The sequence below is a fragment of the Nostoc sp. KVJ20 genome, assembly GCF_001712795.1.
In the GTDB taxonomy this organism is placed as follows: domain Bacteria; phylum Cyanobacteriota; class Cyanobacteriia; order Cyanobacteriales; family Nostocaceae; genus Nostoc.
The window spans coordinates 210,756-232,339 of record NZ_KV757658.1 but is presented as its reverse complement, the minus strand read 5'-3'; the positions used below and the strand labels follow the sequence as shown (position 1 = coordinate 232,339).

The window sequence follows — 21,584 nt, the reverse complement described above, 5'->3', positions numbered from 1 at the left end:
TTACATGGCAGAGTGAGCCACATCAGATATCTAATACCACAAGCGCTAAAAACCCTGTCGGTTTGCCACCGACTTCAGAACTTGAAATTTTACGCGATGGCTACGCCGCGCCGAAGGCATCGCATTTTGTCCCAACTGAAGTTAGGTAAGCAAGCTACTGGGTATAAAACTGCTCAGAAGGTTCTCAATCGTTTCATTGCTGAACTAATCGGTTCAGTTTAGCTGTTTGGGGAATTCGCCAACGGTATCCGTATCTCGGCTCAATGCCATTACGTCTCACTTTGTTGAAACGCTAACTCCAACGAAAATGGTAGGCAGCTAGGATTAGCAAATGCCCACTCGTTAGCTTCTACAATTAGAGTTTTGTTACCTGAATCGAGATAAAATTGCATTTTGGCAGTCTGCTCCAGTCTTTCCCGTTCCTTGCCCCCAATTAAGCATCGTGCAATCAGGCAGTACTCTCTAGCTACACGTTTGGCGTAAGATGCTGCTTGGAGTCGCAACTTAGTTAGATTCTTCAGTTCTGATAAAGCCAAAGTTGCTGCTGAATCACCTGAAGATGTACTTTGCTCGCTAACTTCGGCTTTTTGTGACGCTTCAGGCAGCACAATTACAGGTGTAGATGCAGTAGGTAGAATACTGACAGAATTGATTAATAAGTTTTTATTATTGTAATTTTCAGCCGCGCTAGGGGTAGAGAGGTATTTAAAATCCTTATCTAAAGTAGTTTCATTAGGATTTTCAACTAATTGTATAATAATATCTGAAAAACCTAATGACTTATCAGAATTATTGACACCTGAAGTTAAAGACAGATCCTCTGGTTGGAATAAATTCAATTCTTCGGAATTAATATTAATTTCTTCAGACTTATCTTGTACCTGTAGTACAAATAATTCTCCTTCAGACTTAGCAACTTCTTCAAAACTTACGACTGCCAACTGCCCTGTAGGGGCATCGGTAGCAGAAGGTAAGCAATTACAAAAAACCTTCATATAGTAAAAATGACCGTCATTTTGCTTTTGGTAAGGGTTTTCAGCACTCTGTTTTGCAAATGAGTTTTGAAAGCTATTAAATTGCCCGTCATTACCTGATTGATAAGGGTTTGAGCTATTTTCTGCCCACGGATCTAAGATGTAGCGCGTGGGATGCCACAAATGCAAGTGCTTTTGTAGTGTCTCTTGTGAGATAGTTTTGTGAAAGCGGCGCTTGTACTCAGTACGTATCGCTTTCGCTCGTTCAGTAGCCCCTGCTGGTAAGCCTCTATCCCACTCTATTGCCCTTACTACTATCTGGATGCGTCGTTGGGCTTGTTGACTGCTTTCCCAGTTCATCTGCTGGCGACGGTCAAATGAGATTACATTGTCTTTGGGTTTATGGATGCTTCTAATCCCTGCTATGGCTTCTGCAAATGTGTTGGCGAATGTACCCAACAACCTTTCGGGATAACTGATGTAAGCGCTGTACCATTTGTTGCGAATTGTGGATTCTACCCAATGCCTCACTCTAGCTTCGATTTCATGTTGGTGTCGGCAATATTGGCTATAGCCGGGGGCGTTAATTGCGGTGGAGAGGCAAAATTCGACTAATTTATCACTCTCTAAGTCTAAAAAGACGATTCCGTAGCCTACGAAGATTTGTAAGAGGGTGTTTGTTTGTCCTTTTCCTGTCCAGCCTGTGGTGATGATTTCTTCCCAGTTGGCACGCCACTGGGCAGCATCAGCAGACTCTTGCTTACGATATCTCTCCCGTGAAATTTGTTTTTTGGCTTTGTTCGCTACCCGTTTGAGTTTGGCTAAATCTTGCCGACTGGCCGCGCGATCGCAATAATCGAGGAAGATAGAAACTGAGTCACTAATTGGTTGTAGGTCATCATTGAGTAAAAATGACCCGCTACCCGGTTGCATGGGGCAACGGATGGCTTTGTAGTTGGTTATTTGTTTGGCACTATATGGTTTGGTGTTGGGGAAGATTTCTAGGTGTCCTTGGCGGAGGATAAAGCCTGCGTTTCTTAAGGTAATCTCTAGGGCGCAGGCTAGGGGAAAGGTGGGTAAGGGGGAAGTAAAGGTTAGGATCAAGTGATAGCCACCACTAAAGCTGGACTGGAGGATGATGATATCGACTATGCCGATGTCCTCTAGCACCGCTTTGATGTGATTTATGGATTCAATGTTATGGTAGTCGCCTTCTAGGTCTAAATCGATTGTGGCGTAACGTGTTGTGTCGTTAAAGCGCAGACCTACTAGTTTTGACTTGTCTTGGTGCAGGTTCCACAGTTGGGAGGGTTGGAGGTAATAATCGATGGTACGCCATGCTGGTTTTACACCTTGTGCTTGATTTGGGGCAACTATCGCCCCAAATGGATGCCAAAAGCGCTCTACGTAGCGTTTACCCACGGATTCTGCGGGTAGGTGGGGTTTGATTTTCTTTTTTGAAGGCTGTGAAAGGCTTAATTGGGGCTTGTTATCAAAATCTCCCCCGAAATTTTCTGGGAACATGAGTGACTGTCCTGATGATTTTTGTGCATCAGGTAGTCTCGCTGTTGGTCAAAATGTGTTAGCCTAAATTTGAAATTTTATTTTGAATGAAGCGGTTGGTTATCCGCTTGTTGGAGGCGACTGGTAATCGTCTCATGGTTGAAAGCAAACAAAGGTTTATACTTGTTTAGGCTTAGACATACGTAGGCTTAGGCTAAGATTTAGTCCAACACGCTTCACCAACAACAATGCGACTACCCAACTTTTTTTTGGTTATTATTTAAATGAGGCAGTTCGAGCGAAGTTATCATTAAATCGACAAAAGAGTTTTGGGATAACAATGCAAAGCTAGTAACACCCACAAGTGTCACCCCACATTGGCTCTTGTTAATACAACTGGTGAAGATGAAATTACTCATACTCCACCACCGAGTTAAAAAACAAAAAACAGTCAAATATCTTGATACGAGTTCAGCACCCACAATAGTGAACTCGTATTGCAATTAGTATTGAAATGCTAATCTAGTAAATAATGTTAAATTGTGGGACAAGTTCTCTACTAAATTAGCAGCCCACAGCTACCTATGCAGCACAAATTTTATCCTTTTTTCTATTTGTAGATACTTCCATTGCTTTCATTTGGGTCTTATAATCTTCCCAAGTTTTTTCAAATACGTCAGACTCATACATCCGCAACAAAACCTCCTCTTTCTCAGTTAAATTCGGAAGTTTCAATAACTCCGTTAAAGACACCTGAACTGGGAAAACATCACTAAACTTTTGCATTAAGTGAAATATTCTTTTTCTCTGTGATGCAGATGGTTCATCTTGCAACTCTGCATCAATTTGTCGCGGACGTAGATTCACAATTTCTAGGCTCATATTCCCTAAATTCCTCAATCCAAACACAACAAACTCATTAGTTATACCAATAACCCGTCCCACAATTTCCAACTCGGGCCGCAGTCTCTTATTGAATTGATATACTTGGTCAAGCTGGAAACGTCGAAACGGATTGCGCTCGCCATTTCGCATCCAAGCAATACCATCGCCTATACTACCTATCTCATCTGCCTCCAAAAGGTCTATTACCTGGTAACAGATATCTTGATTGCAAACAAACTTGTATGCTGCATCAATACTTCGGTTAAACTCCATCTCCAGTGCAACAACTGCCTTAAATTTTTCCATTTCTCGTAATTGAGAAATTAATTCAAAAACTTTCTTGCCCTTGTGATAACTACCAACACTTATATTTAGATTCTCCGAAACCTCCCGAATCACGGGTTTACCCTTCTTTAATTGAGACTTACTCTCATTTATCGAATGATTCAAATTTGAACACTTCGATTCATTCAAACGACGAGCGCTCTCCCTTTGTCTTTCTTTTGCTTGGGGACGAAGTACGCTCTCCCAGTACTGCCCCTCGTGAAATTTCTGGTAATGAGTCTTCCCACCTTCCCGATGGAGATTAAAGTCAAGCACTAGTTTCAAATCTTCTTCAGGCGAACCAGACTCAACAAATTCCACTTTCACAGAGGAAATTAAGAGCTTGCGAGCTATCTGCAAGCGACACTTACCTGCCAATACCACATTCACACCAGTACGTGCAGATACCTTTAAAGATTCAAGAATCCCTTTTTCCGAGATACTTTTTTCTAAAGCCGGACGTTCCTCATTCTCACCATATATTTCTATCAGCTTCGGATGAACAACCAACTCCGCAGGCGAAATATATACGATTGCCGGATTCTGCACCTCAGACATATTTATACTCCGGTTCACAAATTGTCAGTCAAAAGATAATTTCAAGAAGTGAAAATCCCAAAAATAAAGCAGGAAGAGCCTATACAGCAACATTTGCAGCGCTTCTATCGCTTGGGAAAATTGATTATTTTAAAAAATAATTAATTCTTGTAAATACCAAAAATTACCTACCAGAAGATTCTCTTTGAGAGATTTTCTCCCGCAGTAACTATTATTCTCAACCCATTGACAACCAATACAACTGAAGAGATATTTAAGGCACCGATATTGAGACAAAAAGCATCTATCCGAAGAAAGATTTGTAAAACTGTGTAAACTCATGATATGATGGCTCTAGATAACTAAATTGACAAAACAAAATTCCGTCCTGTTTTAGTAACAGGTGGGTTTGTTTTTTTCTCAAAGCCCTGTTTGCACCAAGGCTTTGAGTGAATCTTTAGGAAAAATGGACTCTACAAAAAAAGTATATCAGGCTTCGTTCCATTTGGCAAAATTGTACAGTAAAGAGGGGTAAATTTTTACATGCCTCGTCTTCAAATACTAAATTCTATTGAAAAGCAAGCACTAGAGCACCTAGCAGCGACCAGCAGCGATGAAGTTAGCAAAAGAGCGAAAATTCTGCTAGGACTAAACGAAGGCAAAAAATATGTAGCCTTAGCCCAAGAGATTGGCGTAACCGAAAACTCAATAGCAAAGTGGAAAAAAAGATGGACATCAAGTACCATCTTGTCTGAAACCCAGGAGTCGGCGATCGCAAAAGCTAATGAGGTGCTAGGTGTCAACGTAGGTAGACCTAAGAAGTGCAAAAGTACAGAGGCGAGCAAAATCGTCGAAATCAGCGAATGGAGCAAGAACCGGAAACCCAGTCGTTCAAAGCACCATTACCATACGCAGGTAGCTGAGGAAGCCACTCGGAGAGGATTACCGACATTATCGCCAAGAAGTATAGGACGCATCTTGGAAGCCCAAACTTAATAGAAGGAATTATCAAGCAAGCACCATCCTATCTCAAGGAAGTAGTTTTGAAATCCCAATTTTTACCGAGGCTTTTCATTAAACTCTAAGCAAGCATTTCCACAAACTCGACTACTTGAGCAGAAGTCACTTGTTGTGCGATCAGAAAATCAACGAGTCCATCGAGTTTTTTACGGTTATAGACGGTAGAATAGCCTTGAATTTGGCATTCCTTGCAGAACTGTCGCAGCTTCCGCGCGCCTAAATCCAAAAGCTTCTTCCTCTCTTCCGTAACATCTATTAGCACAAGTTGTCTGGCTTCATCCGCAAACCTAGTTTCAACAAGTGGCGGTGCAGTTTCAATAATCGAAGATTCTGGTTCAGAAAATTCTTTCTCATCATAAACAGCACCAACAACAGTCAAATCCCCCTGAGTTCCCAAAACTGGCGACTCTTCAGAAATCACCGCAGCGCTATTACTAACTTGAAGTGATGCTGATTGACCAGGGATAAAAATCACGTACAAGATTGGGAAGATAATCAAAAACAACTCGATTGGAAACAAAACATCGTTAACAGATTGCACAAAAGGTGATATTGCAAAAGCAGACATAATGTGATTCCTCCATGAATTACTGATGGGCGGCGTTGTAGCGGCTTGCCACCCAGTAGCGGGGGGAAACCCCCGTACTGAGTGAAAGCTTTTATACGTATCCCATCCACCAGTAGGAGGAAGGAGGGTAAATTGCCTTTAAGCAATTAGACAAACCAAGTTTTCCAAAATTTGCAGTTGTTGAATTTTAGAAATTACCAATCCAAGATACAGAAATAGCAAAAATGCGATTTTTCCGACTTGCACCCGCAGCTTTTAGAAACTTCCTTATTCATCCCAGCACTCCAAATTTTTTACTCTTAAGGTAGTTGACGTAACTAACCAAGTTATAGTTATATTTGAGTTCTTGGGGAACAAAAGTTGAGTAAGGATGCAGCGCTACACCATCACGGCGAAAGCGGTGACAAGGCGCATATATATCAAAAAAGATAGATATCTCATCACCATCAACCTCGATTTTGGCTATGCCCTTAAGTTCCTTCGTAAACTCCGAAACTCGCCCTGATGCTACGTAGTCAAAGACCACTACATTTCGAGTGCGGAAATACTGGATGTAGGAAAGAAGTCTCGCTTCCGTACCAAGCTCAAGCAGTCTATCAGAATGTTTCAGCAAGATACCGGAATAAGAAAAAGAAAACCTACGATTAGCGTATTCATCCCACAAAATAAGGTCGCCGTAAAACTTACAAAGATTCGCCTGATTGGACGATATTTCTCTATTTAAGCTTTCGACAACAGCATCATCTTCAAATGGAAACAACGCCTTACGTTCATCCCATTGCTTATCTGGACAGCAACCATCTTCAAACCATCCGTATGAATGAATGCCACAAACAATATTATTGGCACCATGCAGTAACTTACACCCAGCACACACTTGCAAATAGCAAGAAGTAAATTCTTCGCTATTAACTGCATTAACATAGCGTCGGTGTATATTTAAATGCTCCTCTAAAGCTTCACAAGGTAAAGGCTTATATGAGGAAAAAGTTTGTCCAATTAATTTGTCTGGATCAATTTCATCATAGATTACTGTCAAGTCGTCAATATGGCAGGGTAAGAGCATCTCAATTAGTCTTGACATAAGGACTGTGAGGAATCTAATGTAGAGTCAATGAAACAAGAACTGAGAACTTGAATCATATAATCATTGTCCATACCAGTGCGTTTCATTTTTTGTCGAAGACTACGTTTGTAAGTCTGTTCACGATTAAGGGCATTGAGAGCAATGCGTCGTAAAAGAGCAAAATTCCGGGGACTATGAAAAGAGCGAATGCGACAGGAATCCTCAGCAAAAGTGCAATCAAGAATCCAATGAGCTTGATTTTCAATCCCCCAATGCTTGCGGATAGCTCGACCTAAAAGTTGAGCATCACTGTGTAAAGAAGAAAGATAAAATTGAACCTCACGAGTGGTTTTGTTCCAAAGACGACGCTCCCGAACAACCATGACAACACTTTGCAGTCCAGCCCAGATTTTGGGTTGGTAAAGTTCACCAAGAGCCGAAATCGGAACAGACCAACAGGAGCGAATTTCCGTGCGATGATGTCCTTTTTCAATCCGGTGGTCATAACTGACATCAATGCCTTGAAAATCCTGTGCAGCCGCTGTTTCAAACCATTGTTCTACCTGATGGTAGAGAGTCGGATGATTTGCTTTGAGTGCCAGAACATAATCTGCTTTTTTGTCGATAATCTTTTTGGCAATCTCGGTTTGAGTCCCCATTGCATCAATGGTGATGATAGAGCCTGTGATATCTAGGAACTCTAATAATGCCGGAATTGCTATAATCTCATTTGACTTATCTTCCACTTTCATCTGTGCCAATACCAAGTTTTGTTCACTTGCCCAGGCACTAATCAAGTGCAATGCTGATTTCCCTTGATTTCGGTCGTAAGAACCCCTAATGGTCTTTCCATCTATGGGAATTATTTCTCCTCCCATGTTTTTCACTAGGCTTTCTATCCATCTCAAGAAACAGCGATTTAATTCTTCTGGGTTGATAAACTCAAATACTCGCCGAAAGGTGTCATCGGAGGGAATTCCGTTTGGTAATACTAAAAACTCTTCTAACCATTTTCGCTTGCTGATGCCGTAATTCTCGATGTCCTCCCAACCTTGCGCTCCACCGATAACTGCCAGAATTGCAATCACCAAGATATCTGTGAGTTGATGTTTCTTTGTTCGCTCTACTCTTGGATCTTTGATGTCTCCAAAATTCTCCAATAAACTCTGTTGTATAGTTTCAATGGATGCTACTTCTTTAGGCTTTAGCTGATGAGGATTACTTTTCTTGGCTTTACCAAATTTAGTTTCAAATCCCTCTCTACCAGACGCTGCACGAACAGACATAAAGCTTAATTCCTTGAGTTTTTCCTTGAGAGCATTGAATTCTTCTCACTTATTTTGCTCTGATGTCAAGTACATTTTTTATCTGGTTGCTTATGGTTATCTTGTCTCTTTTGTCAAGTTAATACTATACCAAATTAGATGAGCTTACCCTGGTCAATATGGTGAGAACGTAATTCTTCGTAAAGTACCAATTTCCGATACGGTTCTTCCTCAAATCTGCAAACAACTAAGCCCTTTAAATCAGAATGTCCCTCGAAATTCATCACCGTGTAAGTGTAAATTGAAGGTAGACAATCAGATTTTTCAAAGCTCTCATATTTTGTTAATACAAGTGGTTTTTTTTCAGCTATTTTTGCAGTTTCTCTACTCGAATTAGTTTCCTCCGATTCTTCAACAATACTTAAGAAACCACCGCCCAAGGAAGCAAAAATAATTCCGGTAAAGCCTAATACAATAGCACCAATGCCAGTAGAGGCAATTTGTTCAGAGCGTTCTTTCTCAATAATTGGGAATCCGCCCCTAGCTAAGTACAATAAACCCAAACCAGAAAAAGTTGCTATAGCGCCCAAACCAATAGCAGTCAAAGACACCATTCCAAAAGCAGCATTAATGTTTCTCAAGCAATTAAACGCAAACTTCTTCAACATAATTCATCCCTCCAAAATGCAGGTTACAAGGTTTTTAATTACTCTTGCCCCGGCAAGGATTGGGATTTACTGAGAACTACACTACTAACCTACCCCTTACTCTATTAACAATTCCAAAACTATTTAATAGATTCGTACTAGTTAATTTTCAGTATCGGCAGTAGTTTCATCCTCAATGGTGATAGCAAGGGTCGAACTTGCTTTATTGCTTAAACCAACATTCCACCCGGAGCGGATATCACCAAAAAACGATATCTAAAAGCCATATATCTACTGTCCAAAAGTCCAAGTATTAGTTTCGTTTAATTCCAATCTTTCAAAATAGTTAGCAAAACCTGGAAAGTGAAAATATTCTAACGGCATCCGAGATATTAATAGTAAAGAAAAATTTTCTAGTTGAGCTAACTGTTGTAATCGAAATAAGTCGTCGATAAAACTATTGCTAACAAAGTGTAATCTATCAAAATTATCTATCACCAGCAGTTTATTATAACCATCAGATAATTTGCTTATGATATTTTGCCAATCCTGCTGGTAGTAAAAGCTGAAGCTAATAGGAATAACGTTGAATAGATGATCCACACTAAAAGGATGTTCAAGATTGAGGTAAACAGACTCTAAGTTAATATCCTTGAGTAAACAGTTTTTAACAGTAAGAGTCTTACCAATATTTTGCTTGCCCCATAGGTTAATATTCTTGCCTGCATTTACCTGATCGATTAACTGACGGTAGTCTTTATAACGTAACATTATCGTCATCCTTTAAATCCAATATATCCATAAATTAAATTGACACTAAATATGTGATTTTTTGGCTGTGCTTCTCTAAGCTGTTTCGGGAAAATTGGTTAGATACAATAAAATTATCTAACAGAAAATCAGGTGATTGTGAAAGTCTCAACAGCACACCATCATCACCACTACTGCGATGATAATAATGAACTACAGGTGATTGGATAACTGTCAAGTTATCGTTACGAATTGCTCGTCCTGTAACCAGACCATCCATGATAAATTTGGCGGCAGCAGCTACGTTATCGCTATCTCGTCCAAAATTTTTGAGATACCAATGAAATTCAATCCAAACTGCACCATCTAAACAAAATCCACATTCTCGAACAAATTCACCAATTAAGTTTGTCCAGTACTTCTTAAGTCCAGCGCTGGCTTGCCAACCTGACCGTGCCTGGTTAATAATTTCGTTCATACTAGGAGGTAAAGGCATCGTTAATTCAAATATCATCTTCTTCACCCCCTTTCAAGCTATTTAAAAAATCCTCAACAACATTTCTAAATTTCTTATACGACCTACCATCTTGACGGGATAAATTGAATACCGCTTTGACAATTTCATCAAGTTGATAGCCCTTTTGATGCAAATTCAAAATTGAGTTTCTTGCTTCCTCGTCAAGCTGTACCTTAAAGTTAAAACTGCCCTCAAAATCAGTTTTATGCTGTTTAGTTTTAGTAACAGCAGTAGCTTTAGATTTACCTATGTCCTTACTATTGCTCTCACCATACAAACTAGCGACAAATTCATCAAAGTCTAACCCAGACTGCCAAGCTGTGTAGGGGTCGTTTTGATTTTTAGCTTCTAGAAGTAATTGCTGGAAGTATTTAGGGTCTTCATCGTCAGCTACATAAAGCGCCTGGAGTCGCAACACTTCAGTTGTCTTGTACAAGAAATCTCCGTATCCCAGTAAGTAAACCGCACGTTTGTCTTTATCGTCCCCAAGGATAATACAACTGTCTTCAGGGCGAGTCGTAACAAAGGCTGTCTTGGCTGGAAAGTTTGAGCGAATTAACGGGTCTATCACGTTCTTATCAGGTCGCTGGGTGTACAACAGTACGTGAATCCCTGCACCACCAGCTTTTGCAAGCAACTTCATCAGCGCAGTCTCAATGCGATCGCAGTAGTTATCATCGGAAAGTAGATCAAAACACTCGTCAATTAGACAAATCACTCGCGGCATGACAAAATCAGGTGCAAACCGCAGGTTGTACTGTGCGATCGTTTCAATACTGCTGTGGCGCTCAAATTCCTGATATCGCAATTCCATTTCTTCTACCAAGTAATCAAGCAAGTTGGCGGTAGACTCTGCATCACGCGCAACTGGTGCAACGAGATGGGGTAGCCCATCAAATTTACCAAAAGTCACGCGTTTGACATCCGAAAGTGCTAATCGAACAACCGAAGGGGGATATCGTCGCACTAAATACAAAATTGCTGCTTTCTCAAACTGCGACTTCCCACCCCGTGTCCGCCCACCACCCAAGATATGAGTCACGTTGTCGCTATAAAGTGGAATTTCGACATAGGTGCCATTTACATCAACACCACCAGGAATAGATACAGAATGAATGTCAGGTTCACTGTCAAAAGTAAAATGATCGCGGAAATAAGCAAATTGTCTATCTAATCGGGGTATGTCAAATACAACTCCTCCAGGCACTACACTCACCATTGGTGCAAATTTCAAGCCTAACTCTTCACCAAGCTGCTGCACTAAGTCATTACCGATGTCTTCTACTTTCTTGTAACTAACACCCCGTCCCAGTTTTACCCTAATACGGTTAAAAGTAGGGCCATTTTTGGCATCAACATACTTAGCATTAATATTAAAATCCTCTAACGTATCAACTAATAACTTCCCTGCCTGTAACATAGTTAAATTTTGTGAAGTACCAATCTCATTTGCACCAGTATTTCTATCTAAATATTTAGGCTCTTTTAAAATAATTGAGCCATCACCTGTAAGTTTTAAATCTAATGGCTTACCTGTAGCACGCGCAACAAGCACTGCCGTTCGGCAGCAATAGTTTTTAATGAAGTTATCTCTAGATTTATTAGCTAAATCAGTAAAATAACTAGTTTCTTTATTGCTCAAAAATAAATTATAAAGATTCTCCTGAACTACTTTATAACCAATCTGCTTAAGATAAATATTTTTGATTGCTTCAATGTATTCAAATAAAGATTCAATGGGTGAGCTACTAAGTATGTCAATCATTTTTTGATATATGTTATTTTGCTCCCACTGCGATGGAAACCGATTAACATGAATATACTCAAGTGCATAACGTACAAATTCGTACTGATTTAAAGTACAGTGTTCTGCACATATTGATAATATTTTTTCATCATTTGTACCTGCAATTACTGATTCGTATATTAACTGAAATAAAAATTCTAAATTAAATTCTATAACAGGACGTGATAATTTTGCTATAAAATCAATTTCTTGTAGAACAGTTTCAGCATAAGAAACCATTACGTCAGGTAAAGCTTCCCGTATATTCTCTATAATCTCTTCATTGCCCAAACCATCTTGTTTTGCCTGCACAATTGCAGTCAAAAGCTGTTGTTTTTGAACTTCAATATTACCATTAGTGTTATTGTATGGTAATAACATCACTGATTTTTACCTCCTAGAAATTTCAAACTTTTGTAATTGCTGCTGATAGTAAATTCTCAACTGCGCTAAAGATTTTGGATTTTGATTATACGAGTTACAAATAAGACTGGCCCATACCCTACCTACTTTACATATCGCAGTATCAAACCTTCCTGCTTCAACATCACTTAAGGCATTATTACGACGAATATATTCAATTGCCATCTTGTCCTGAGAAGCTGGACTAAAATCCTTTAAGTTTAACTTTGGCTGAAGGTCATACCAACTTTTATCCAACATTTGATAAGCACCAGCCGCAGTTGAACAAACATTTTTGCCATTAATAGGAGCGCACTGTTTCTTTAACGGGTGTGTAGAAAAATTATTAAAAGTTCCGTTAAATACTAATTTGTGATAACTTTCTGGCTCACTGGTTCCTGTTTCTGCCCAACGAATTGTCGCTAAAAAAGCACTCAACCGTGGTGAATAAGGACGCGGTGAATAAGAACTTGTACTAACTCTTCCTCTTAAACTATTTAATGATACTGAAGAAACACCAGTACTTTGAGAAATTGAAAAATAAATGCCCAAAGTAATTAAGGAAGCAGTTGACAGATGAATGGGTTGAAAACGTAATATAAATTGACGGCGAGTATTTTGCATTAACTCAACTAAACTATCAACAATAAACCCAAATTTCCAACTATCAATTGTCTTACCAAAACTATGCATATAACATGATGGCAACTGACACGGCAGTGAAGCTACTCCTTGACACTCCCTGCTCTAAAGAGAAAGGGATTCTTGGTTCAGTGACTCGCCGTTAGACAATTGGTTTACACCAATTCCCCAAGAGGGCAAATCTCCCCAAGCGTAATTTCCCGTGTGCCCCACGGTACTTAATCCTAGATTCAGGATATTTATACTGGCATTGACATCTCTGTCTTCTACATATCCGCAATGTGTGCAAATATGGGTTCTAGTAGATAGAGATTTATTCACTTTCTTGCCGCAGTTAGAGCAATTTTGGCTTGTGTTGTTAGGAGGGACAGCAACCGTTACCTTCCCATATTTATGACCAAAATACTCCACCCAACTGCGAAAAGTTGACCAACCAGCATCACTGATTGATTTAGCTAGATGTCGGTTCTTGACCAAGCCTTTCACATTTAAATCTTCATAGGCTACCAAATCATTAGATTGGATGACGGAGTACGCCAATCTCTTGCAATACTCTTTTCGCTGCCTACTTACTCTTAAATGCTTACGCGCATATCTATTTCTAGCTTTGTAGTAATTATTAGACTGACGAAGCTTGGCTTTATTTTTAGCTTGATTGAATTTCTTAGATTTTTTGCGATTAGCTCGATTTAACTGCTTTTCCGACTTGCGGTAAAACTGGGGCGAGGGTTCTACATTACCTCTACTATCAGCAATGAAATACTTTAATCCTAAGTCGATACCAACTACTTGATTTGTTGGCTGCGTTTTAACCTTAACATCAACATCAAGTACGAACTGAGCGTAGTAACCGTCAGCGCGACGTACTAAACGGACACGCTTAATTTGTTTAATGTCGTAGTAATTAAGATCATAGGTTCCCTTCAAATTGAGTGTTCCTATGCCTTTCTTATCTGAAAAACTAATGGCTTTACGAGTTTTAGAAAGCTTCCAGCCAGAGGTTTTGTACTCCACTGAGCGGCAATTTTTCTTAAACTTTGGGAAACCCTTTTTACCATTAATCTTTTTCTTGCAGTTATTGTAAAATCGACTAATTGCGCTCCAAGAACGTTCCGCCGCCGACTGCCGAGCCATTGAATTTAATTGATCAGCAAAGGGAAATTCAGCAGCTAGTATCGCACAGTATTTGCTGAGGTCATACTTGCCTACATTTTTATTATCCATCCAGTAACGTAAACATTTGTTTTGGATGAATTGACTGGTGCGAATGGCTTCGTCAATAGCACGATACTGCTTGTCTTTTCCTTTGACTTTTAACTCATAGATTATCATGGCTCAACCTGATTTATCTCGACTGATTTAAGAAAGCCAAATTTATTTGGCTATATGCTTATATGCACCGGATTTATTCAGGATTTTAGGTATCACGACTCATAACTTTCAACGGGTTGCTAAATATTCGCGTAAATAAGGACGGGGGTTCTGTGTTACACCATTAACGTGAACTTCAAAATGCAAATGCGGCCCCGTGGAAAAGCCCGTACTACCTACTGCTGCAATCATCTGCCCACGGACAACTTGTTGTCCTTGCTGTACATACAGCTGACTGGCATGACCGTACAGAGTAGATAAACTTCCCTGATGCTGAATAACAACTGCTTTGCCATAACCACCCTTGTCGCCTGCAAAAACCACTCGACCAGCATCAACCGCATAAATTGGTGTACCCTTTACTGCACCAAAATCAATCCCCGCGTGAAACTTGCGATCGCCTGTAATGGGGTGTGTCCGCCAACCAAATTCACTAGTTACAGGAGTACCAGGCGCAGTAGGAAAGGCAATTCGACCGTTATTTAAAACCTGATTACTACGAATAGTTTTAGGTAGTATTAGACTTTGGAGAGATTTGACTAACAGTTGAGATTCAATCCATCCAGAAACCTGGGGAATGACCATAGCTGCAATTACAACTGAGGTTGCGATCGCATATCTCCAATTTGCACTCGAACTAGTATCAGCTGTCTCATCCAAACTAGTTACAGTTGAATTCCTAACCTCCTTGCCACCGTCAGTTTCAAAGATTATTCGCATTGCCTCAACGCCTTTTTGCATTAGCAGGAGAAACCTGCCAACAACCAATCTTTGCAGTACTCAATACTTCCTCAAAATCATTCCTAGCCACACGGCAATCAGGAGAATTTAGGCCATCCCCGGATGTTGCATGTTCCCTTACTTGCGGGGAGTAACGTGTAGAAACAGGAGTAGAAGACATATTCACGCCAGGTGCGGCAGTTGGGACAACAGCCGACGATGAAAACTGAAGCTTTTGTACCAACGCCACAGCATTACGCCAGTTATAAAACTGCAAATATCCCGGTTGCAAGATATCTGCAATCCATACCAGCAGTACGAACCAAAAAATTGCTTTTACCCACATTATTCCAACTGCTTAACCACAGGCAGGGCAAAAGAAGGAACTTCCTTGGGTACAACTTCAATCTTCTTCCCAGACGCATACCCCGGCCCGGTATAACTGCCATTTAGGAAAAAATTCAACAGCATTATTAACAACCACACTCCTACACCAGCCACACCCACAGGAGATTTAATTACATCAGATAAAAAATATACTGGATACCAGCCAAACCTCCAGGGGTTTTGCGGATGCAGCCGATGTGCTTTCCAAGTCTCGATGTAGGGAATCTCTATTTGAGGAACCCTCGGCTTATAGGAAGTAGGTGCATTGATATACCTAACTTCTACTGGCTGAGTCTCATAAGTAGTCATGGGAGAAACGTTAGGTTGCTGATTTACTATTCCTCCTTGTTGCTGTACCTGCTGCAACATATTTTGTAAGCGGTTTGCAGGCACAATTGCTCCACCTTCAGAATAATCAACATCAAAGTTGCGGCGCTGATTTCTACTCATAATATGACCTCAAATTAAGTAACTAGCTGGCGGGTTTATCATTTACCTGGGAGTTAGTATCTTCCCAAAAATCTTCATCCTGAAGTTGGGCGTAAAACTCTTCTGGAGATAACATTCCAGGTTGATTTTGCACTCCATCTTCAACAAACTGACTACTATGTACTCGCCCTAACCCAGAAACACTAGAACGAGGAGAAAATTGGACTACATTCTTGGCAGAAAATTCGTTATTTAATCTCATCCCAGGAGAAGGTGACACCGGGGGCACTAAAGAAGGCTGAATATCAATATCAGAAGCACCAACATGAAGTTGTTGATTGCTGGGATTAGCCAAGTTATCAGACAGTTCATCTCTTTCTTCAATTGCATTGTTATAGTCAGAAATTCCCCAGCCCAAAAAACAAGCAAATCCAGCCAGAAATATAACTGCACTCATCCAATGCACTCCTGAATTAGGAGATGGCATCATCTCAACTGTCGTGCGAGTTGAACCTTCCAGGGTAGTACGAATAGGGGTACGTTTGACTGCCGCTACAACGTTGAGCGAACACAAAGCTATGCAAATTATCGCAGCAGCAAACTTGACATACATGACATCATCCCCTCGATTTATTAACAGGCTGTTTATTAGGAACTGGCTGAGGTAATTGCTTCTTCATTTGTTGGATATACATCCGCCTTTGCTCCTCCCGTTGGTGTATTCTCTCGCGGATGTCTGCCACCTGTGCCATCTGCTCTACTGGATCTAAATACCCCCGCGCTCGTAACAGCTGCGCCTGTGCAAGAGAATATGGTTCTTGAGCATTCTTAATCTGAATTAGCATTTGATTCAGATCAACTGATGGTTGAGATTCCAAGTTTTGAGCGTAATCAATCGCCTCTAATTTCCCCAAAATCAAAACAGCAGCCGCTCCAGTTGGTATCTTCTCCTCAACTTTCGTACCATCGGTTTTGCGATACCCCCAGTAAAAAGTATTATTACCAGAAGCCGCTTCTAGTAAAACATCCAGCGAGTTGAATTTAACTATCTCCAGTGCCGGCATATAGTGAAGGCGGTAAAATCCAGATTTCTCATTAGCCTGCATTCTGGATATTTCACCCCGCAATTGCTGTCCCCACAATGCCGCCGCCAACTGTCGCCAGCCTGTAAGAGTAGGCGCACCCTCGACTGAGGAGTAACTGGAAAGATGGTCTATATTGTAGTCAGTACGAGAAAGCTTTTCTAAGTACACTTCCCGAATTTGGGAAACTTGCGCCTTTACCTGTTGTACCTCCGATATTTGATTACCTGGAACCTGTTGCTTCCATCCAACCATCAATGCAACCGCCCCTATAACAGACAGCGCACTAACAGTTGAACAAACCGTCCACAGGGTAACATTTACCTTTTTCTTTCTGCGACTTGGCTGTTTATTTCGCACAGGTGTAGGAGTAAACATCATCTACCCCTCATGTATTATCAACAACCAACTGCAATTGAGGGCGCTTGTTTAACTCTCGTGCAATCGCAATTCCCGCACCACCTACAACTATCCCGGTTAGTAGCAACAGAGGATGCAAGGCAAGGGTTGCCCCCACTCCCAATAATTGTCCTACCATCCCGGAAACACCCAGGTTCATCAACAAACCGCCTGCTGTGTTAACTAAAAAGTCAAATGCTGCACTCATACCTGCTCCCTGGCAATAATGCGACTAAAATGAGTAATTCCGTTGATTTTGAAAGGTTAATTAGGTTTTTTGCTCGTCCCTAGTAAACCAAATTATTACTAGTGCCAAAATTAAACCAACTAATTCGCCTATACCCACACCAATCAAAATTGGTTGAAGACTTGGAATTTCCTGTCTCTCTTGAGTTGGGGGAACTGCTACCCACGTCCCAATCACAGTACCAGCTACTAACGAAAGTAAATTTATACCAACTGCCTGGGTAGATGTCTTTCTCAAGTTGAGTAAACTCTCATCCCGTATTTGATAGCAGATGGGTAGCATTTGAGCTACTATTTCTTCGGAGATTGCCCGGTTTTCGGCTGCGAGGACTTCAACTGTCTCAGCTGCGGTGTCGATGTACCGACTAACACAGGATGAGTCTCTTCCCCCCAGTTCACTTTGCCAAAAAAATCGTTATCAATGCGCGAGTTAATTCGCTCTTGCGCTTCATCGTAACCAGGCGGAACGGAAGTATTACCTTCACCAAGTAAACTGCTGCCATGAAAAACAAATTCTTCTAGAGCAAGTGTGGAAGATTCAAGCACCACTTTATGGCGTAATTCTCCTAACTGAATACCCCTATCTGCATCTCGGTAAAGTATTCCTACAAAGCTGTCCGGTAAAGCTTGTTCTGGGTCTACGCCAAATCGCTGTTTGATGTACTCGCGCTTGTCGAACTTATGCTCGCCTACTTCTGATTTGCGATCGCGCATTGCAATCAAATGCTGGGCGGCTTCTTCAAGGGACATACCTTCACGAGAGGCTGTCTCTTTAAGTTGAACTAATTGCTGTTCAACAGTTTCGTCAAGTGTATCATTTGACTGCAAAGCTAAATCTAACAACCGACAGCAGGTACGTACTACATCAGGCGACACCTGCAAAGTCTCTGCCACTTTGTTGATATGCTTCATTTCGCTCAATTCTCCTAATTACTGCTTGCACAATCGGGTTATTTTTTTCTTCATCAGATATATGCTTAGTCAAAAAGTCATAAAGGCTTACGTCATTAACTTTTTGCAAATAAGCATCTAAGCCACCAGCAGGAATCACCTGCTGTAAATATTCCTCACAAGTCAACCGCCGAATCTTGATAGCAACGTAGAAAACATCCGCAATCTCGACTGTTGTTGCATCAAAATATCCTCCCCGCTTTCGGGGTTTGACTATACCGGCATAGGGATACCACCGTTGTAAAGCGGCAATGGAAATCCCGTATCTTTCGGCAAGTGTTTTTTGGGTGTAGATAACGTTCTCACATATCATCAAACTCTATTCCAACTGAAAGACAACATCAATTGAAAGCGAATTAAACTAGCACCTTGCAAAACTGTTTGTAGATTAAAAAATAATTTACAAATCATGTCAGTTTAGTACAGGTATAGCTCAACTCAAATACAACTCAATTTCAGTTCATGTCCTAATAAACTGCACAATAGCCAAGTTACATACTGCCTATTGATAATGCAAGCACGTTTGTATATATGAGTAAAAAAAATAGAAAAATTACTTTTTTACTAAAAAAGTACTCTAACAGAAATATATAACGCTATATGTACCTTGGATGTTTGCAGTTAGCTGTAGCGAACTCACAGTCTTTGCTCAAGCTATTCGTAATCGTTCAATGTCCTTCATAGGAGGCGCACCAAACATCCGAGAATATTCGCGACTAAACTGTGAAGGACTTTCATACCCCACCTGATAGGCAGTATGGGTCGCATCGGCATTCTCGGCAAGCATCAGGTGACGCGCTTTCAATAGTCTTAATTGCTTTTGATATTGCAGCGGACTCATGGAGGTGACTTCTTTGAAATGGCGATGGAACGAGGAAGGAGACATATTGGCTTGAAGAGCTAGATCCTCAACCCGCAGTGGCTTTGTAAAATCAGCCTTGATAAGTTTTATCACTTCAGCAATGCGCTGCATATTGCTGCCCGATGTGGCAATTTGGCGAACTGCTTCACCTTGTTCACCAATTAGCAAACGGTAGTAGATTTCGCGGACGATCATTGGTGCTAGGAATGGAATATCCTGCGGTGTGTCCAAAAGCCGTGTCAGCCTGATAGCACAATCAATCATTGTTGTCAGAAAGTTTGTTGTACGTGTCTTTAATACAACAAAAAAGTGAAATAAATAATGTTGAATTAAATCAACTCCAAGACTTATTACAAAACTGGATTAATGTTTGGGACAAATCAATGGAAATTACAGATATTGCATCTCTTGCGTCTACTTGGTCACAGCGAGTATTGGAGATGTCGGGTTTGCTAGCTTCTTAAATCGTTGAGTGCATAGTCTCAAGTAATGCACTTAACCACTGCGATCAGCTACGCTCTTGCGGTTACGCCATCGCTCCTCGGTAAATACTGCTGTATCAAGAGTTAGCAGTCGCCTTATCATCAGTGGTAGAGTATTTAGAGGTATAGCAATAAAATAATTATTTTTATTTGGTAATTAATTAGATTTTGCTACGGGATTATGAGAATACTACACAGCAATTTGCTCCCAGCTATAATTCTCCTCAAAAATATCTATTTCATCTTGAGATAGTATTTTAGGTTGCATTTGTTGTAGGTCACGCAGTACCATTTCGGTATCCTCAGCATTAAATTTATAGTACTCAGTTAAACTCCCTATGGGATGATTAAAGATTTGATAACGGTGTTTGAAATATAATTCAATATTTCCCCTGTGTTCCCAAGTTCCTAATACTTTAATAGCAGCACTCGAATAATGAGCAAGCAAATTAATTTTTACTTCTGCTACTCGCTTGAAAACGGATCTAGTGGTTACTCCTATTTTGTAGATAATTCCAACATTAGTTTCAATCTCTAAAAAATACAGACTAGAAGATAGAATACGTTGAAGTTGAGCGCGATACAGCTTCAAATCAGTAAATCGATATGCTAAATCTGGGGCGTTTTTGTACTCGGCGTGTTTAAAAGCTAGCTCAAGTTTTAGGAGTTTTTTAAGTAATAGTGGCTCCTGTACATCATTGAACCGCGCAAACTCTAGCGCTCCAACAGGAATTTTACCCAAATCACTAAATTCATACTCAGGTGGGGTTAAGTATAAGCTTTTTCTTAACACTCTTGCTTTGAGTAAACCAGAAGTAATTAAGTAGGAACTAATAGGGTAATTTTTGGCTCCGTACTCTTGCCAAAGTAGTTTTAACTGTGCCAAATCCTTGCCAGATAATTGAACGTTGAAATTGTCATAGAGTGGCAGAGTAGGGAATTCTCGGTTAGCTATGGGGCGGCAGGTTTCTTCATTATGAGCAAAATGATGCTCCTTCACCTTGCCTTTTTTAGCAGTTAGACTGCTATTACAGTAAGGACACTTAAGTGAAGTCTTGCCCCTGTTGATATCTTCAATACATATCAAGATACCTTCTTCATTTACACCATATTTTAGCCACATTGCCACACCATTACTGAATAGTTAAAGTTGCTCTTACTAGTGTGCTTTAACTTTTCTAATATGTCTCTATCTTCTGGAGTAATATAATGTTAATTTTAAGAATTAATGTACCAATTAAAAACCCCTCCAAGGTTGGAGGGGTAAAGTAGCTTTTCAAAGGCTGTACTGAAACTATGCTTTATTCAAAGTTGCCAATACCCATCATGTGATAAGCAATAACAGCAATATCAAAGGGTTGCAGGTAATTGATATTTATGGGATTACTGTGTAAAGTAATTGATGTTTCACTCTTGTTAGAAGTAGCTGTTTGGTTGTTAGCGATTCTAGGTAGTAAAATAGAACCAACAAGATTTGCCAAATTGAGCGGGTTAGCGAGTTTCATAGGTGATTTTGTGTTGGTTATTGAATATATATTTTTAATTGAAATAATCTAACAACTTATGCATCACAGTTAATCATTTGTAGGTGCGATCGCCTGACTACAAAACTAAAAAGATGGGGGCGACACCGAATAGCCCGCCGCAGGCATCGTTTGAAAGCAGACTGCTTTTGATGTGCGATGGCGTACCCGCCCGCCGGAGGCATCGCTCTTTTTTCCTCTCTACGAGACGCTGAACGCGAGCGCTTGAATGAAGGGCGATAAGCA

At 40.4% G+C, this 21,584-nt stretch carries 25 protein-coding genes and 2 pseudogenes; 3 read left to right on the top strand and 24 right to left on the bottom strand.

Going from position 1 to position 21,584, the window contains the following annotated elements:
• Positions 1 to 96: 96 nt before the first annotated feature.
• Positions 97 to 222 carry a hypothetical protein gene (locus tag A4S05_RS43600; RefSeq protein ID WP_256091143.1) on the top strand — a complete coding sequence of 42 codons (126 nt, stop codon included), beginning with the start codon at positions 97 to 99 and terminating at the stop codon, positions 220 to 222.
• 47 nt (positions 223 to 269) lie between these two features.
• On the opposite strand, the gene A4S05_RS24730 is transcribed toward A4S05_RS43600, so the two are convergent.
• Positions 270 to 2,498 (bottom strand): hypothetical protein, encoded by a 2,229-nt coding sequence (locus A4S05_RS24730; protein ID WP_069072412.1) that lies wholly within the window; start codon positions 2,496 to 2,498, stop codon positions 270 to 272.
• A 561-nt stretch (positions 2,499 to 3,059) separates the two neighbouring features.
• Positions 3,060 to 4,244: a ParB N-terminal domain-containing protein gene (locus tag A4S05_RS24725; protein ID WP_069072411.1), complete on the bottom strand. Its 1,185-nt coding sequence runs from the start codon at positions 4,242 to 4,244 to the stop codon at positions 3,060 to 3,062.
• Between the two features lie 522 nt (positions 4,245 to 4,766).
• Between A4S05_RS24725 and A4S05_RS24720 the strand changes: the two genes are divergently transcribed.
• Entirely contained in the window at positions 4,767 to 5,219 is a 453-nt protein-coding gene (locus A4S05_RS24720) for a helix-turn-helix domain-containing protein (protein ID WP_069072410.1), read from the top strand.
• Between the two features lie 85 nt (positions 5,220 to 5,304).
• On the opposite strand, the gene A4S05_RS24715 is transcribed toward A4S05_RS24720, so the two are convergent.
• The 19 genes and pseudogenes from A4S05_RS24715 to A4S05_RS24625 form a co-directional block, all read right to left on the bottom strand.
• Positions 5,305 to 5,811: a hypothetical protein gene (locus A4S05_RS24715; protein WP_069072409.1), complete on the bottom strand. Its 507-nt coding sequence runs from the start codon at positions 5,809 to 5,811 to the stop codon at positions 5,305 to 5,307.
• Positions 5,812 to 6,082: 271 nt separating this feature from the next.
• A complete protein-coding gene (locus A4S05_RS24710; RefSeq protein ID WP_256091142.1) occupies positions 6,083 to 6,895 on the bottom strand; it encodes a hypothetical protein in 813 nt (270 codons plus the stop codon).
• A complete protein-coding gene (locus A4S05_RS24705; protein WP_069072408.1) occupies positions 6,883 to 8,163 on the bottom strand; it encodes an ISAs1 family transposase in 1,281 nt (426 codons plus the stop codon). The genes A4S05_RS24710 and A4S05_RS24705 overlap by 13 nt, the downstream gene beginning before the upstream one ends.
• Positions 8,164 to 8,297: 134 nt before the next feature.
• Positions 8,298 to 8,810, bottom strand: a complete 513-nt coding sequence (locus tag A4S05_RS24700; protein WP_256091141.1) for a hypothetical protein — start codon at positions 8,808 to 8,810, stop codon at positions 8,298 to 8,300.
• A 270-nt stretch (positions 8,811 to 9,080) separates the two neighbouring features.
• Positions 9,081 to 9,560 (bottom strand): hypothetical protein, encoded by a 480-nt coding sequence (locus A4S05_RS24695; RefSeq protein WP_069072407.1) that lies wholly within the window; start codon positions 9,558 to 9,560, stop codon positions 9,081 to 9,083.
• A gap of 34 nt (positions 9,561 to 9,594) precedes the next feature.
• Positions 9,595 to 10,053: a RusA family crossover junction endodeoxyribonuclease gene (locus A4S05_RS24690; protein ID WP_069072406.1), complete on the bottom strand. Its 459-nt coding sequence runs from the start codon at positions 10,051 to 10,053 to the stop codon at positions 9,595 to 9,597.
• Positions 10,043 to 12,223 (bottom strand): DNA translocase FtsK, encoded by a 2,181-nt coding sequence (locus A4S05_RS24685; protein WP_069072405.1) that lies wholly within the window; start codon positions 12,221 to 12,223, stop codon positions 10,043 to 10,045. Before A4S05_RS24685 ends, A4S05_RS24690 begins: the two co-directional genes overlap by 11 nt.
• 9 nt (positions 12,224 to 12,232) lie before the next feature.
• Positions 12,233 to 12,976, bottom strand: a pseudogene (locus A4S05_RS24680) (lysozyme); the annotation flags it as partial.
• A 15-nt stretch (positions 12,977 to 12,991) separates the two neighbouring features.
• A complete protein-coding gene (locus tag A4S05_RS24675) occupies positions 12,992 to 14,218 on the bottom strand; it encodes an RNA-guided endonuclease InsQ/TnpB family protein (RefSeq protein ID WP_069072404.1) in 1,227 nt (408 codons plus the stop codon).
• 108 nt (positions 14,219 to 14,326) lie between these two features.
• On the bottom strand, positions 14,327 to 14,977 hold the full coding sequence (locus A4S05_RS24670) for a M23 family metallopeptidase (RefSeq protein WP_069072466.1): 651 nt from the start codon (positions 14,975 to 14,977) through the stop codon (positions 14,327 to 14,329).
• Between the two features lie 4 nt (positions 14,978 to 14,981).
• The gene (locus tag A4S05_RS24665) at positions 14,982 to 15,323 is read right to left on the bottom strand and encodes a hypothetical protein (protein ID WP_069072403.1); all 342 of its coding nucleotides are present in this window, start codon (positions 15,321 to 15,323) and stop codon (positions 14,982 to 14,984) included.
• The gene (locus A4S05_RS24660) at positions 15,323 to 15,814 is read right to left on the bottom strand and encodes a hypothetical protein (RefSeq protein ID WP_069072402.1); all 492 of its coding nucleotides are present in this window, start codon (positions 15,812 to 15,814) and stop codon (positions 15,323 to 15,325) included. Before A4S05_RS24660 ends, A4S05_RS24665 begins: the two co-directional genes overlap by 1 nt.
• A 22-nt stretch (positions 15,815 to 15,836) precedes the next feature.
• Positions 15,837 to 16,406, bottom strand: coding sequence for a hypothetical protein (locus A4S05_RS24655; protein ID WP_069072401.1), 570 nt, complete (start codon positions 16,404 to 16,406; stop codon positions 15,837 to 15,839).
• A 4-nt stretch (positions 16,407 to 16,410) separates the two neighbouring features.
• Positions 16,411 to 17,253 carry a phage terminase large subunit family protein gene (locus A4S05_RS24650; protein ID WP_069072465.1) on the bottom strand — a complete coding sequence of 281 codons (843 nt, stop codon included), beginning with the start codon at positions 17,251 to 17,253 and terminating at the stop codon, positions 16,411 to 16,413.
• Positions 17,254 to 17,263: 10 nt separating this feature from the next.
• Positions 17,264 to 17,482, bottom strand: coding sequence for a hypothetical protein (locus A4S05_RS24645; RefSeq protein WP_011316696.1), 219 nt, complete (start codon positions 17,480 to 17,482; stop codon positions 17,264 to 17,266).
• 60 nt (positions 17,483 to 17,542) lie between these two features.
• Positions 17,543 to 17,803: a hypothetical protein gene (locus A4S05_RS24640; RefSeq protein ID WP_069072400.1), complete on the bottom strand. Its 261-nt coding sequence runs from the start codon at positions 17,801 to 17,803 to the stop codon at positions 17,543 to 17,545.
• Positions 17,804 to 17,811: 8 nt separating this feature from the next.
• Positions 17,812 to 18,363, bottom strand: a complete 552-nt coding sequence (locus A4S05_RS24635; RefSeq protein ID WP_069072464.1) for a hypothetical protein — start codon at positions 18,361 to 18,363, stop codon at positions 17,812 to 17,814.
• A 22-nt stretch (positions 18,364 to 18,385) separates the two neighbouring features.
• Positions 18,386 to 18,784 carry a hypothetical protein gene (locus A4S05_RS24630; RefSeq protein ID WP_029631351.1) on the bottom strand — a complete coding sequence of 133 codons (399 nt, stop codon included), beginning with the start codon at positions 18,782 to 18,784 and terminating at the stop codon, positions 18,386 to 18,388.
• A 336-nt stretch (positions 18,785 to 19,120) separates the two neighbouring features.
• Positions 19,121 to 19,597, bottom strand: a pseudogene (locus tag A4S05_RS24625) (helix-turn-helix domain-containing protein); the annotation flags it as partial.
• Between the two features lie 23 nt (positions 19,598 to 19,620).
• Between A4S05_RS24625 and A4S05_RS41990 the strand changes: the two are divergent.
• On the top strand, positions 19,621 to 19,797 hold the full coding sequence (locus A4S05_RS41990; RefSeq protein WP_176727096.1) for a hypothetical protein: 177 nt from the start codon (positions 19,621 to 19,623) through the stop codon (positions 19,795 to 19,797).
• A gap of 208 nt (positions 19,798 to 20,005) precedes the next feature.
• On the opposite strand, the gene A4S05_RS24620 is transcribed toward A4S05_RS41990, so the two are convergent.
• The 3 genes from A4S05_RS24620 to A4S05_RS41985 all read right to left on the bottom strand — a co-directional run bounded on the left by A4S05_RS24620 (position 20,006) and on the right by A4S05_RS41985 (position 21,523).
• Positions 20,006 to 20,938, bottom strand: a complete 933-nt coding sequence (locus A4S05_RS24620; RefSeq protein WP_069072399.1) for a GIY-YIG nuclease family protein — start codon at positions 20,936 to 20,938, stop codon at positions 20,006 to 20,008.
• Between the two features lie 178 nt (positions 20,939 to 21,116).
• Positions 21,117 to 21,320, bottom strand: a complete 204-nt coding sequence (locus A4S05_RS24615) for a hypothetical protein (RefSeq protein WP_069072398.1) — start codon at positions 21,318 to 21,320, stop codon at positions 21,117 to 21,119.
• Between the two features lie 56 nt (positions 21,321 to 21,376).
• Positions 21,377 to 21,523 carry a hypothetical protein gene (locus A4S05_RS41985; protein ID WP_176727095.1) on the bottom strand — a complete coding sequence of 49 codons (147 nt, stop codon included), beginning with the start codon at positions 21,521 to 21,523 and terminating at the stop codon, positions 21,377 to 21,379.
• Positions 21,524 to 21,584: the final 61 nt, after the last annotated feature.